Below are 13,239 nucleotides of genomic sequence, written 5' to 3'. Positions count from 1 at the left end.
AGGACCTATTGCCATGAGCGCAGCACTTACCCCCTTCTCGGCCCGCCACATCGGTCCTGATGTAAACGACGTCAGAGCCATGCTTGCCGTGATCGGCGTTCCCTCCGTCGAGACGCTGATCAGCCAGGCTGTGCCGCAGTCGATCCGCCTCGATCTGCCGCTGGCCCTTCCCGCGCCGGCCAGCGAAGCCGAAGCGCTGGCCGAATTGGCTGCGACCATGGCAAGAAACAGGGTGCTGAAGAGCTTCATCGGCGCCGGCTATCACGGCGTCCATGTGCCGCCGGTCATTCAGCGCAACCTGTTCGAGAACCCGGCCTGGTACACCGCCTATACGCCCTACCAGGCCGAGATCAGCCAGGGCCGCCTGGAAATGCTGTTCAACTTCCAGACCCTGGTCACCGAATTGACCGGCCTGCCGGTGGCTTCGGCTTCCCTGCTCGACGAAGCGACGGCGGTGGCCGAAGCGGTCGGCATCGCGCTGCGCCATCATCGCGACAAGCGCACCAAGGTGGCGCTAGCCGGCACGCCGCATCCGCAGACGCTGGACGTCGTGCGCACCCGCGCCGAGCCGCTCGGCATCGAGATCGATGGCGAGACCATCGACGACAACACCGCCGCCCTGCTGGTCTCCTGGCCGGACACGTTTGGCGTCTATGGCGACCACAAGGCGGCGATCGAGAAGGCTCGCGCCACCGGCGCCGTGGTCGTCTTCATCGCCGATCCGCTTGCGCTCACGCTGACCGAAGCGCCGGCCAGGCTTGGCGCCGACATCGCCGTCGGCCCGATGCAGCGCTTTGGCGTGCCGATGGGCTTTGGCGGCCCGCACGCCGCCTATTGCGCCGTCTCCGACAAGCTGACCCGGCTGATGCCCGGCCGCCTCGTCGGGCAGTCGATCGACAGCAAGGGCCGTCCCGGCTATCGCCTCGCCCTGCAGACGCGCGAACAGCATATCCGCCGCGACAAGGCGACCTCCAACATCTGCACCGCGCAGGCGCTGCTTGCCAACATGGCGACCGCCTACGCGATCTGGCACGGCCCCACTGGTTTGCAGGCGATCGCAGCCCGCATCCATGAGCTCGCCAACGGCCTCGCAGCAGGCCTGAAAACCGCTGGTGTTTCCGTGCTCGGCTCAAGCCGTTTCGACACGGTGACAGCCGAAGTGAAGGGCAAGGCAGCTTCGATCGCCGCTGCCGCTGAAAAAGGTGGCCGGCTGCTGCGCGTCATCGATGCCGACCGCATCAGCATCGCCTTCGACGAAACCTCGACCGAGGCGGATCTCGAGGCTATCGCCGCCCTGTTCGGCGCCAAGTCCGGCGCTACTGAGGCGGGCGCGATGCCCGGCAAGCCGCGCGGCAAGGAGTTTCTGACCCAGCCGGTTTTCCGCGAAAACCACTCCGAGACCGACATGATGCGCCTGCTGCGCAGGCTAGCCGACAAGGATTTGGCGCTCGACCGCACCATGATCCCGCTGGGCTCCTGCACCATGAAGCTCAACGCGGCGGCCGAAATGATGCCGGTCAGCTGGCCTGTTGTCGCCAACCTCCATCCCTTCGCGCCGGCCAGCCATTCGGCCGGCTATCGCGCCATGGTCGGCGAGCTGGAAGGCTGGCTGGCGGAGATCACCGGCTTCGACGCCGTCAGCCTGCAGCCCAATGCCGGCAGCCAAGGCGAATATGCCGGCCTGCTCGCCATCCGCGCCTATCACCGTTCGCGTGGCGAAGGCCATCGCACCATCTGCCTGATCCCCCAGTCCGCGCATGGCACCAATCCCGCGAGTGCGGCGATGGCCGGCATGAGCGTCGTCGTCGTGCGTTGCCTGGAGGACGGCAATATCGACATGGACGATATGCGGGCCAAGGCCAACGAGCATTCCAAGAATCTCGCAGCTCTGATGTTCACCTATCCCTCGACGCACGGCGTCTACGAGGAAGGCGCGCGCCACCTGTGCGCTCTCATCCACGAACATGGCGGCCAGGTCTATTTGGACGGCGCCAACCTTAACGCGCTGGTCGCCCTGGCGCGGCCCGCCGATATCGGCGCCGATGTCTGCCACATGAACCTGCACAAGACCTTCTGCATCCCGCATGGCGGCGGCGGTCCGGGCGTCGGTCCGATCGGCGTCAGGGCGCATCTGAAACCCTATCTGCCGGGTCATGTCACCGAAGGTTCGGCGCATGCCGTGTCCGCTGCCCCGTTCGGCAGCGCTTCCATCCTGCCGATCACCTGGATGTACATCCGCATGATGGGCGCCGCCGGCCTGAAGCAGGCGACGGAGACGGCGATCATCTCGGCCAATTATGTGGCGACGCGGCTCGCGCCGCACTTCCCGCTTCTCTACAAGGGCAGGCACGATCGCATCGCGCATGAATGCATTGTCGACACGCGCGTGCTCAAGGAGAGCGCTGGCATCAGCGTCGACGATATCGCCAAGCGGCTGATCGATTACGGTTTTCACGCGCCGACCATGTCGTTCCCTGTCGCCGGCACGCTGATGGTCGAGCCGACCGAATCCGAGCCCAAGCGCGAACTCGACCGGTTCTGCGAGGCGATGATCGCCATTGCCGGCGAGGCAGCGAAAGTGGCGAAGGGTGAATGGCCGCTCGAGGACAACCCGCTGGTCAATGCCCCGCACACGGCGGCCGAAACCCTTGCCGGCCAGTGGACCCACCCCTATTCGCGGCTGGAAGCGGCCTACCCCGCCGGCGATGTCGATACAGCGGCCAAATACTGGCCGCCGGTCTCGCGCATCGACAATGTCGCCGGCGACCGCAACCTCGTCTGCTCCTGCCCGCCGCTGTCGGAATATCTCGGCGCCGCCGAATAACACTCTGGCCTGTCAGGCTGAGCGCAGGGCCGGTCCGTCGGCTTTGCTTACCCGGTTCAGCACAAGCACGCGGTTCCGCCCCGCGTGCTTGGCCGCGTAAAGCGCTTTGTCTGCCTCGGCCAGGACGTCCTCGAGGCTGCTGCCGTCTTCCTTGCCAAAGCCAATGCCACCGCTGACGCTACTGCGCAACGGCCCGCGCGGCGTCGGCACCACTTCCGTGCCGAAGGCGACGCCGATCCTGCTGGCGAGATCGTAGGCCTTGTCCTCAGTCATCCGCGACATGACCAACGCGAACTCCTCGCCGCCCAGCCGGAAGGCGTCGACGCCAACCCTGTCATACTTCTTGATGACAGCGGCGAAACGGCAGAGCACCCGATCGCCGACGGGATGGCCATAGACATCGTTGGTCCGCTTGAAGTCGTCGAGGTCGAACATGGCGACCGACATGAACGGGCCGAAGACGTGCTCGCCATAAAGCGAGTTCAAAGCCCGCCGGTTCATCAGCCCGGTCAACGGGTCGGTCAAGGTCTCGGCCTTCAGTTCGATCTGTGCCTGCAGATGATGCAGCGACAGCGTCAGCGCGCCGAGAGCCGTCATGCAGGCGACCGCCACGACCGAATTCAACCGCTCGGCCCAATTGTCGGGTGCGACGCCGAGCACCCACTGGCCCTTGACCAGAAGCACGGCGCCGCAGAGCCCGAAGGATACGCCACAGACGCCGCTTAGCGCCGAAACGACCAGCAGAATGCCGCGATCATGACCGCCCTTGATCCAGAACATCATCCCGATCGAGGCGAGCAGCACTGTTACCGTCGCATAGGTGAGGATGAAGGCGACACCATCGAAACCGAGATAGGTGACGCCGGCGCACACGGCCATCGCGAGCAGGGCCGGCAGGACAGCGCGGCTGTAATTGCGCACACCAAGATATTGCATGGCCGAAAGTGAAAGCGCCAGGAAACCGAGGCTGAGCAGCGCCAGCGCCGCTTGGCAAAGCAACGGACTGGGCTCCCTCGTGTAGCGCCAGAAGACGATGACGTGGGCGACAAGGACGAGAATGCCGCACGCAACCGTCAGCACGAAGCGTGCACGCGGCGCCGTGAACCAGATCACAAACATGGTGACGCTCAGGCATGTGCCCGACAGCGCAGCCGCCAGCAATAGCGAACTGAAATCCAGCATGGATGAGCGGCAACCTTTGGGATCTTCGATTTGTGGCGCATCATAGGCATGCAACCGGCCGGAGATACCGTTTTCGGCCGGTTTTCAAAGCAACCTGCCGACAGGGTTTACAAAGCGTCGACTGCCGTCCCGCGAAGCTCGGCACGCGAGTGTCCCTAGTCTCAGCCCTTGTTGAGCAGCGCCAGATTGGCGTTGATCACGCTCGGGTCGGCCATGCCGGCCCTTGCTTCCATGAGCAGCGCTCTCGCCTTCTTCTTGTTGCCGCGCAGCAGCTGCGAATAGCCCATATTGTTGACAATCTGCGGCTTGCGCCCGGCAACCTTCAAAAGCTGGTCGTAGGCGCGGTCGGCGAAGTCGAACCGGCCGAGTTCGTCATAGGAGGCGGCAAGCCCCATCCATCCCTCGGCACTGTCGGCCTTCAGTTCCACGGCCTTGCGAAAATGCTGTTCGGCAAGGCCGTAATTGGCCTCGCGGAACTGCGCCTTGCCTTGCGCAAGGTCGGAGGTGCTGACGTCTTTTGCCACCGGTTGGATCGATGTGGTCTTGGTTTTGTCGACGTTGTCGGTCGTGCAGCCGCCGACCATCAAGACGGCCGCTAGCGCGGCCATTGCCGTGAAACTTCTGTGACGCATGCCCCTGGCCCCAATCGCCCGATTTACCGGGTCGTTCTTCAGGAGGCAGACTACAACAGGGCAATTAAACTTCAGTGCTGAAACGCCCCTAAAATTTGGTTTCGGGCACACCAGCCATTAACCAGCCGAGGGTCCGGCTCCATCGACTTGAGCCCCGCCGGAAACTGATAGCGGCTGCCGTCATAGCGCAGCCGGTAGGTTCGTTTCATGGACCTTCCGGGATGGGACTGGCACTCGCCATTCTTGTCGACAGACGGATTGTCGGTGTCCAACCGCTCGAACACTGTGATGTCGTGATAGCCGTGATGTCTCGCCGGGCTCATCGCCAGGCTGACCCGGCTGGATTGAAAGGATCCTGAGCAATTGGTGTCGCCTTCGCCGCCAAAGCCGGCCACGATGATGCCGTCGAGCACCAGGCGCAGATCACCGCCGTCAAGGGCATAGAGTCGCAGGTCGGTTTCGCTGAAGGGATTGGGCCGCGAATGGCTCGCCATTTGGATGCGCAGGCCAAAGCCGGTGACACCGGGCGCCAGGCCATAGCGGCCGGTATCGAATTCGACCTTGTTGATGGCGATGGCATCATCGGTCATCAGCCCGGGCTGGAGCAGGCGCTGGCGCACCTGCCGGGTCTTCCTGTCGACGACCAGAAGGTCGACATCGCCGACATGCCCGTCGTCGCTGGATTGGCTGCTGTCGATGAGCGGCACCGCGACCAGCAACAGATCGTCATGGGCAGGCCATATCTTGCAGACGAGGCCAAACGGCGTATCCGGGAGCGTCACGGCGATGCTGGTATGGGGTTCGAGCGTGAACGAGGCGCCGTCTGCGCTCTTTTGGGCCCTGGGATAGGCCTGTTGCACCAGGGCGGCAGCATCGCCGCAATCGTCGGCCGCGGCCGAGGCCGGCGACAGACTGGTGGCGGCCAGGCCGAGGAAAGCGGTGCACAAGACTATTCGCATGGACGGCTCACTCATTTTGCTTTGCGGATTTTGCCGAAGGAGAGCGACCGAACCGGCCGGGTTTCGACATCCAGATGAAGCGTAGTTGGAGTGAGTAACCGCAAGAAGCCGCCGGGCAATCCCCTAGGTATCTACTGAACCGCCGTCATTTTGACGATGATCGGGATGACGGCGATCATCAGCACCACCGGCAGGATGCACACCACCACCGGCACCGACATCTTGGCCGGCAAGGCATGTGCCTTCTCCTCGGCCAGCGACATGCGCTTGTGGCGCATTTCGTCGGAGAACACGCGCAGCGCCCCGGCAAGGCTGGTGCCGAGTTCCTTCGACTGCTGCAAAAGCGTGGCGAAGGAGCGCACCTCGTCCAAGCTGAGGCGGTCGGCGAGCGCCTTCAAGGCATCGTCGAGGCTGCGGCCGGCCCTGAGTTCCAGCGACACCAGCTGCAGGTTTTGGCTCAGCGACGGATAGGTCTTGGCCAGTTCCTTCGAGACCCGCTCGATGCCTGCCTCCATGCTCATGCCGGCATCGGAGCAGACGATCATCAAATCCATGAAGTCGGGAAAGCCGTTGCGGTATTCGCGCATCTTTTCCCGCACCTTCTGGCTGAGCACCAGGCCGGGCACGAAATAGCCGGCGGCTCCCGACAGGATGATGAAGGTCCAGCGGCTGGTCGCGGTGGAATCGGCGCTGCCCATCCAATGGTTGACCAGGAACGCGCCGATCGTTGCGCCCACCAGGCAGGCGAAGCGGATCAGGAAGAATGTGCCGATCGCGCGCGGCTCCATATAGCCCGCCTGGATCAGCTTCATACGCAACCGGGCGACATTTTCCGGATCGCTCTTGGCGTAGAATTCCTGCGCCCGCTTCACCGCCTTCTCGCGCACGACGCTCTGGTTCTTCTTCGGCGCCGCCTCGGCCTGTTGGGGAGTCTTGCTGTCGTCGATCTTGAGCCGGCGCTTGAGATCGTTGCGGTCGCCTTTGGCTACCACGAGCGGCCATGCCACCGCGCTGCCACCCAACACCAGCAGCAGCGCGGCTACCGGCATCAGCGACGTCGGCGCCAGCGATGCAAGAAACTGGATCATCTGCTCCATCTCAGAACCGGAAGTTCGACATCTTGAACATGATGATGTTGCCCAGCATCAGCCATGTCACGGAACCGCCCAGCAGATACCACGTCTTCGGTACATCCCAGACGCTCTGATAGAATTGCGGCATCATCACCATGATGGTGGCGAACAGCAGTGCCGGCACCGCCGTCAGGATATAGGCCGACATACGACCCTCAGTCGAAATGGCGCGCACCTTGCGGCGCAGCTTGCCGCGTTCGCGGATCGTCGTCGACAGCCCGTCGAGGATCTCGCGCAGATTGCCGCCCGAACTCGTCTGGATGGAAACCGCGGTGACGAACAGCGGCAGATCCTCCTGGCCGACGCGGTCGAACAGTGAATTCAGCGCCGAAACCAGGTCGGAACCATAAGTCACCTCGTCGGAGATAACGCCGAATTCGGTGCCGATCGGATCGGACATCTCGCGCGACACCATCGAGATCGCCACCGGAACCGGATGCCCGGCCTTCAAGCCGCGCGTGATCAATTCCAGCGCCTCCGGCAACTGCACGCCGAAACGCTTCACCCGCCGGGCACGCTTGGAACGCAGCACAATCACCGGCAGCAGCGCTGTCAGCACCACAAACAGCAAAATGGCGAGCAACAGCGGCAGGCCGTACCAGAGCGCGACGAGCATCATGGCCAGCGCCACGCCCGTCGTCATCGTCAGGAATTTCGGCAACGGCATCACCATGCCAGACTGCGTGCGCAGCGCGCGAAAACGGTCGGGCGAGAAGAATGACGTGCCGGAATCGAGGCCGCGTTCCTTGCGCAGCTGAATCAGCACCTGTTCCTGGCTGATCTTGTTTTCCTGCAGCCTCATGCGCCGGTTGATGGCCAGGCGCTTGTCGCTGCGGCCGGCATAGAGCAGATAGCAGCCTTCGGCGATCATGATGCCGGTCAGCGCTGCCGCGGCATAAACGACATAGATCGGGCTGAAATTCTCGAACACCCGGCTACTCCTGCGGCCGGCCGGGTTCGAAATATTTGCCGGGGAATTCAATGCCCATATTGCGCAGGTCCTCGAGGAAACGCGGGCGAATGCCGGTCGCCTCGTAGTGACCGAGGATCTTGCCGTCGGCCTCCATGCCAGTGCGCACGAAGCGGAATATCTCCTGCATCTGGATGACGTCCCCTTCCATGCCGGTCACCTCGGCGACGCTGGTCACCTTGCGCTTGCCGTCCGACAGTCGCGTCAGCTGGACGATAAGGTCGAGCGCGCTGGCGATCTGACTGCGGATCGACTGCACCGTCATCGGCATGCCGGTCATGCCCAGCATCTGCTCGAGGCGCGAAATGGCGTCGCGCGGCGTGTTGGCGTGGATGGTCGCCATCGAGCCTTCATGGCCGGTGTTCATCGCCTGCAGCATGTCGAAGGCCTCCTCGCCGCGGCACTCGCCGAGGATGACGCGGTCAGGGCGCATGCGCAGCGCGTTCTTGACCAGGTCGCGCTGCTTCAGCTCGCCATGACCTTCGATGTTGGCGGGGCGCGTTTCCATGCGCGCGACATGCGGCTGCTGCAGCTGCAGTTCGGCCGCGTCCTCGATGGTGATCAACCGTTCGTCTTCCGGAATAAAGGCTGACAATGCGTTGAGCATCGTCGTCTTGCCGGTGCCGGTGCCGCCCGAGATGATGGTCGTCTTGCGGGCGTGGACTGCCGCCGCCAGCACCTCGGCCATATTCTGGGTGATGGCGCCGAACTCGACCAGCTTGTGCAGGCCGAGCTTGTTCTTTGAAAACTTGCGGATCGACACCAGCGGCCCGTCGACGGCGACCGGGCGAATGGCGGCGTTGAAGCGCGAGCCGTCGAGCATGCGGGCATCGACCATCGGTTGCGATTCGTCGACCCGGCGGCCGACGGCGGCGACGATCTTGTTGACGATGCGCAACAGATGCGCCTCGTCCTTGAACGGGATATGGACCTGCTGCAGCTTGCCCCGTTTTTCGACGAAGCAGTTCTGGTGGCCGTTGATCAGGATGTCGTTGATGTCGGGGTCCTTGAGCAGCGGTTCCAGCGGGCCGAGGCCGACCATCTCATCGACGATGTCATCGACCAGTGCTTCAAGTTCGACGGTGTTGATCGCCATACGCTCCTGGCGGGTCTTTTCCGACACGAACTCCTGCACCTGCCGGCGCATCTCATCCTTGGGCAGGCGCTCCAGCGCGACCAGGTTGATTTCCTCGAGCAGCAGCCGGTGGATGCGCACGCGGGCATCGAGCACCTTGTTGGCGCTTTTTCCCGGTGTTGTCTCCGGCTTCGGCGGCAAGGCCTTGCGGTTCGTCGGGATGACCACGGCGTGATGCGCGACCGGCGCCGCCTCGGCCGGCTTCAGCGCGCGGACGTCACGGTTCTGCAGGGTCGAGAAGCGGCTGGTCATCCGGCTTTCCTCTTCAGGAGGCCCCTGCCGATGCCGAACAGCGAGCGCGATTTCTCCGGCGTCACCACGGCTTCTTCCGGCAGGATGATCCTCTTCAGATCGTTGACGACATTGGCGTTCGGGTCGATCTCATGCAGCGGCACGCCGCGGTCGACTGCTTCACGCACAAGCCGGTAATTGTTGGAGATGCCGCCGACGAAATGCTCGCCCAGGATTTCCTGGACATCCGCCTGCTTGATGCCGTTGTCGAACATCTTCTGCTCGAAACGATTGACGATGACGTTCGGCTTCACTTCCTTGCCGGCCGTCTCGTAGACCGCCTGGATCAGCCGCTGCGTGTGGCGCAGGCATGGCACCGTCATTTCGGCGACGATGTAGAGCTTGTTGGAGCCGAGCAGCACCGTCTCCGTCCACGGAAACCAGGTGCGCGGCATGTCGATGACGACGTTATCGAAATAGGCCGAGACGAGATCGAGCATGCGCACCACGACATCGGTCTTGAACGAGCGCATTTCCGACGGATGCGTTGGCGCCGCCAGCACGCAGAGCCCGCTCGCATGCTTGGACAGCATCACATCCAGCAGCTGACGGTCGAGGCGCTCGGGCTGGTTCTCGATTTCGGTGATGTCGAAGCGCGGCTCGAGGTCGAGATATTCGGCGCAGGCGCCTTGCTGGAAATTGAGGTCGACCACGCAGGTCGACGCGCCGCGCGTCACCGAATGATGCAGCTGGAAGGCGGTCTGCAGCGCCAGCGTCGTGGTGCCGACGCCGCCGGCGGCCGGCATGAAGGTATAGATCTGCGACTCGGTGTTTTCCTCGCGCCCCGGCCCTTGCAGCGCGCGCACGACCGACCGCACCAGATCGGCGGTGGTGATCGGCTTGACCAGGAAATCGGCGACCTGGAGCTGCACCAGGATACGCACTGCGGCTGCGTTGAATTCCTGGGTGACGACGACCACCGGAACGCGGCCTTCAAGCCGGCGCATGATGCGCTGCAGCGACTCGATCTCTTCCAGCTTTGCCGCATCCATGTCGACGATGAGCGCGCCGAAATCGGCTTCCTGGACCTCGCCGCGCAGTTCGGTAATGTTCTTCTCGACGGTCGAAAGCTGGATCACCTCCGAGGCCGCGAACGCGGTGCGCGTATCCTGCGCAAAGGTCCGGTCGCTGGACACCAGCAGGATCTTCTTGGTCTTGATGCCGCTTGCCATTTTGTCAGCCTGTCAGGTCATTCCCGGTCAAATCACCGGGCAAATCAATCGGTTGTCGCTGTCGGTTGCACGGCCTTGGCGGCAGCAGCCTGGTCGGCGGCGTTGACTGCCGCCTCACCGCGCTGCGCCGGCACCAGCAGCCTGGTGTTCTGGACGCCGTATTTCCAGGGATCGACCATCTGCATTGCCGTATTGGCGGCCTGTGCGTTGCCGGCGGCAATCGTCGGTCCCTCGGAGCGGACATAGTCGTCGCTGGTGCAGCCGCCGGCGAGGCCGGCGATCAGCAGGGCGATGCATGATTCCACGCGCATGGCTTCAATCCTTCGGCAGGTCGAGGAAATGCCCGACGGTGGTGACCGCGGCCGGCTGTGCCGTACTGCCGCTGGCCATTGCCACTGCACGATTGGCTTCGGACGATTTCACTTCCTCGGTGTTGTTGAGGAAATAGTCGACATTGCTGGCCGGCTGCGTGCCGTCGGTCGGCTCGAGCAGCTTCTTCGACGGATCGACCGGCTTGACCAGATAGGGGGTGACGATGATCACCAGATCGGTCTCGCGCCGCTGATAGGATTTGGAGGAGAACAGCGAGCCGAGCACCGGCAGCTTGCCGAGGCCGGGAAGACGCGATGTGGTAATGTCGTTCTGTGACTGCAGCAGGCCGGCGATCATGAAGCTCTGGCCATTCTTCAGGTCGACGGATGTTTTGGCGCGGCGCACGATAAAGCCCGGGACCGAGATATTGCCGATATTGTAGGAGGCCGAAGCGTCGATCGAGGACACTTCCGGCGCGATGTCGAGGCTCACCAGCCCGTCCTTGAGAACCGTCGGCGTGAAGTCGAGGCTGACGCCGTATTTCTTGTAGCTGACGGAAATCTTGCCATTGTCCTCGGAGACCGGGATCGGGAACTCGCCGCCGGCGAGGAAGCTTGCCGTCTGGCCCGAGCGGGCGATCAGGTTCGGCTCGGCCAGCCGCCTGGCGAGACCACGTTCCTCCAGCGCCTTGATGGCGACGTCGATCGACAGGCCGTTGGACAGCAGCCGGCCGATGATCTCGCCATTTCTGGCTCCCGGCACCGTGCCAGGATCGAGGGTGACGTCGCGCCCGCCAATGCCGTAAGCGAAATTGGCGCTGTATTTGGCGCCGAGATCCTGTCCGGCCTGGCGATTGATCTCGACGAAGCGGACGTTGAGCTGAACCTGCTGCGAGGACGAGATGTTGACCGAATTGATCACTTCTTCATTGCCGGAGAAGCGGCTGGCGATCTTGCTTGCCTTCTCGGCGGCGACCGCGTCATCGGCCTCGCCCGACAGCACGACGCGGCCATTGGCCGAGCCGACCTTGATCTTGGCGTCCGGCACGCTGGCGCGAATGGTGCTGGCCAGCTGGTCGGTGTCCAGCGTCACCTCGATGTCGACGGTGCCGACCAACTGCTTGTTCTCGTCGAACAGCGCGATGCCGGTGGTGCCGAGATTGTTGCCCAGCACATAGAAGGATTTGTCGGTCAGCGGATTGACGTTGGCGATCTCCGGATCGCCGATGACGATCTGGTAGAAGGCGGCATTGGTCATGACCGTCTTCGGCTTGCCCTTGGCTACCTTGATCGACGCATTCGTTGTCGACGAGACATGGACGATATCGTTGTCGGCCTTGGCTGGCGCACTGAGGCCGAGCATTGCGGCCGCGGCCAGGCAAGCCCCCACCGCAAGCGCCCGCATTGGGCGCAGCCCTTTCGTAGTTCGAAATGCATGAAGTCCCGACATCTGTCCCGTCCCTCGCCCGGTCCCCACCGGCAGTTATTGCTGGTCCCGCGCAGGAACCTGGTATTCTTCGACCTGCGTGCCGCGCGTCACGATGATCGTCTTGAATTTCGGCTTCTCAGGCTCCTTGGTCGCGGCAGTGAACAGCGCGCCGGCAGCGGCCTGGACGCCGGAGGCGACCGATCCGCCGAAGGACGAGATGGTGGTGACGCCGTCCTTGGCGGCCCCTCCGTCTGCGGCCGAGCGGAGCGACAGCGACAAGGTGCCGACGGTGCGGGCAAGCGCCACTTTCTGCGCGCCTTCGGTCGTCACCTCGATGGTGACGGAATTGGCGATCTGCGGTGTGGTCTGGCGCTCGTCGGCGCCCTGCCCCACGGTCAGCACCTTGGCGTCGGAGACGACGATCTCGGAGGTAACGGTCGATCCGGCAGCGCCCTGCGCGTTCTTGGCCACTTCCTGGATTTCGCCCGCATCGCGTGTCAGCACCACGTCGACCCGGTCGCCCGGCATGACGAAGCCGCCGACACCGGCGATCTCGTCGGTGCGGATTGTCACCGCCCGCATGCCGGGCGTCATCATGTTGGATAGCGTCGCGCGGCCGTTCGGCCCCGACAATTTGCTGATCAGCACCGGCTCGTTGATCTCGATCGGCGACAATACCACGCGGCTGCCTTCGGCGAGCAATGCATTGACTGTGGTGAACGCGCCCTGCGGCACCGAATCCTCGGACCATGGGATTTCGCTGAGCTGCGCCCGGTCAAGCTCCATGCCGTAACGCAACGGCGCGTTGGCCACCACGATGGTCTTGAAGACGATCTTGGGGACGGCGGGCGCCGGGATCGACGCCGTTTTCTCTTCGGCATCGGCCTTGGCCTGGCTTTTCACCCAGAAATCCGCGGCAAAGATTGAAATCGCGCCGAAGACGGCAGCGATGCCAATCATCGTTATGGCCTTGCCCCTCACAACCAACCCCTGACATTCGTGGTCTTTTGTTTTGTTGAGGCGACGCTAGGCCGCTTTGTTAAAGATTCAGGAATCGCGCCCGCTCCGCAGGGACCTATTTCCGCCAGCTTGGTTATCGAAAGGTTTTAGGATAAGAAGGGTTTAATCCCCGAACGTAACAGGAACTTCCGTCGCTTGGCGCCGAAAAGCGTGGCAGTATCGACGGGTGATTCGCGGCACC

11 protein-coding genes are annotated in these 13,239 nt (G+C 63.4%); 1 reads left to right on the top strand and 10 read right to left on the bottom strand.

Features of this window, described 5'->3' with window-relative positions:
- The first annotated feature begins 13 nt into the window (after positions 1–13).
- On the top strand, positions 14–2,824 hold the full coding sequence (gene gcvP / locus X751_RS150520) for an aminomethyl-transferring glycine dehydrogenase (protein WP_023744808.1): 2,811 nt from the start codon (positions 14–16) through the stop codon (positions 2,822–2,824).
- Between the two features lie 12 nt (positions 2,825–2,836).
- Here gcvP and X751_RS150525 read toward each other — a convergent pair whose 3' ends face one another.
- The 10 genes from X751_RS150525 to cpaB all read right to left on the bottom strand — a co-directional run bounded on the left by X751_RS150525 (position 2,837) and on the right by cpaB (position 12,998).
- Complete coding sequence (locus tag X751_RS150525; protein WP_023744807.1) at positions 2,837–4,006, bottom strand: GGDEF domain-containing protein; 1,170 nt, start codon at positions 4,004–4,006, stop codon at positions 2,837–2,839.
- 161 nt (positions 4,007–4,167) lie between these two features.
- Positions 4,168–4,614, bottom strand: a complete 447-nt coding sequence (locus tag X751_RS150530; RefSeq protein WP_245264504.1) for a hypothetical protein — start codon at positions 4,612–4,614, stop codon at positions 4,168–4,170.
- 95 nt (positions 4,615–4,709) lie between these two features.
- On the bottom strand, positions 4,710–5,597 hold the full coding sequence (locus X751_RS150535) for a hypothetical protein (RefSeq protein WP_023744806.1): 888 nt from the start codon (positions 5,595–5,597) through the stop codon (positions 4,710–4,712).
- A gap of 131 nt (positions 5,598–5,728) precedes the next feature.
- The gene (locus X751_RS150540; protein WP_023681595.1) at positions 5,729–6,694 is read right to left on the bottom strand and encodes a type II secretion system F family protein; all 966 of its coding nucleotides are present in this window, start codon (positions 6,692–6,694) and stop codon (positions 5,729–5,731) included.
- Between the two features lies 1 nt (position 6,695).
- Positions 6,696–7,661, bottom strand: a complete 966-nt coding sequence (locus tag X751_RS150545) for a type II secretion system F family protein (RefSeq protein ID WP_023704530.1) — start codon at positions 7,659–7,661, stop codon at positions 6,696–6,698.
- Between the two features lie 4 nt (positions 7,662–7,665).
- Complete coding sequence (locus X751_RS150550; RefSeq protein WP_023667600.1) at positions 7,666–9,087, bottom strand: CpaF family protein; 1,422 nt, start codon at positions 9,085–9,087, stop codon at positions 7,666–7,668.
- Entirely contained in the window at positions 9,084–10,298 is a 1,215-nt protein-coding gene (locus X751_RS150555) for a response regulator (RefSeq protein WP_023667601.1), read from the bottom strand. Before X751_RS150555 ends, X751_RS150550 begins: the two co-directional genes overlap by 4 nt.
- A 44-nt stretch (positions 10,299–10,342) precedes the next feature.
- Entirely contained in the window at positions 10,343–10,609 is a 267-nt protein-coding gene (locus tag X751_RS150560; protein WP_023744805.1) for a hypothetical protein, read from the bottom strand.
- Between the two features lie 4 nt (positions 10,610–10,613).
- On the bottom strand, positions 10,614–11,972 hold the full coding sequence (locus X751_RS150565; protein WP_245265760.1) for a type II and III secretion system protein family protein: 1,359 nt from the start codon (positions 11,970–11,972) through the stop codon (positions 10,614–10,616).
- A gap of 120 nt (positions 11,973–12,092) precedes the next feature.
- Positions 12,093–12,998 carry a Flp pilus assembly protein CpaB gene (gene cpaB / locus X751_RS150570; RefSeq protein ID WP_023667604.1) on the bottom strand — a complete coding sequence of 302 codons (906 nt, stop codon included), beginning with the start codon at positions 12,996–12,998 and terminating at the stop codon, positions 12,093–12,095.
- Between the last annotated feature and the right edge of the window lie 241 nt (positions 12,999–13,239).

The sequence above is a fragment of the Mesorhizobium sp. LNJC394B00 genome, from assembly GCF_000502555.1.
Classification (GTDB): Bacteria; Pseudomonadota; Alphaproteobacteria; order Rhizobiales; family Rhizobiaceae; genus Mesorhizobium.
Note: the sequence above shows the minus strand (reverse complement) of the source record. Positions and strands in the feature narration are given on the sequence as shown.

Excerpts from the sequence above, each read along its gene's own strand:
- X751_RS150555 (WP_023667601.1), bottom strand. The coding sequence starts at position 10,298 with ATGGCAAGCGGCATCAAGACCAAGAAGATCCTGCTGGTGTCCAGCGAC.
- cpaB (WP_023667604.1), bottom strand. The coding sequence starts at position 12,998 with ATGATTGGCATCGCTGCCGTCTTCGGCGCGATTTCAATCTTTGCCGCG.
- X751_RS150530 (WP_245264504.1), bottom strand. The coding sequence starts at position 4,614 with ATGGCCGCGCTAGCGGCCGTCTTGATGGTCGGCGGCTGCACGACCGAC.
- X751_RS150560 (WP_023744805.1), bottom strand. The coding sequence starts at position 10,609 with ATGCGCGTGGAATCATGCATCGCCCTGCTGATCGCCGGCCTCGCCGGC.
- X751_RS150565 (WP_245265760.1), bottom strand. The coding sequence starts at position 11,972 with ATGCTCGGCCTCAGTGCGCCAGCCAAGGCCGACAACGATATCGTCCAT.
- gcvP (WP_023744808.1), top strand. The coding sequence starts at position 14 with ATGAGCGCAGCACTTACCCCCTTCTCGGCCCGCCACATCGGTCCTGAT.
- X751_RS150535 (WP_023744806.1), bottom strand. The coding sequence starts at position 5,597 with ATGCGAATAGTCTTGTGCACCGCTTTCCTCGGCCTGGCCGCCACCAGT.
- X751_RS150550 (WP_023667600.1), bottom strand. The coding sequence starts at position 9,087 with ATGACCAGCCGCTTCTCGACCCTGCAGAACCGTGACGTCCGCGCGCTG.
- X751_RS150540 (WP_023681595.1), bottom strand. The coding sequence starts at position 6,694 with ATGGAGCAGATGATCCAGTTTCTTGCATCGCTGGCGCCGACGTCGCTG.
- X751_RS150525 (WP_023744807.1), bottom strand. The coding sequence starts at position 4,006 with ATGCTGGATTTCAGTTCGCTATTGCTGGCGGCTGCGCTGTCGGGCACA.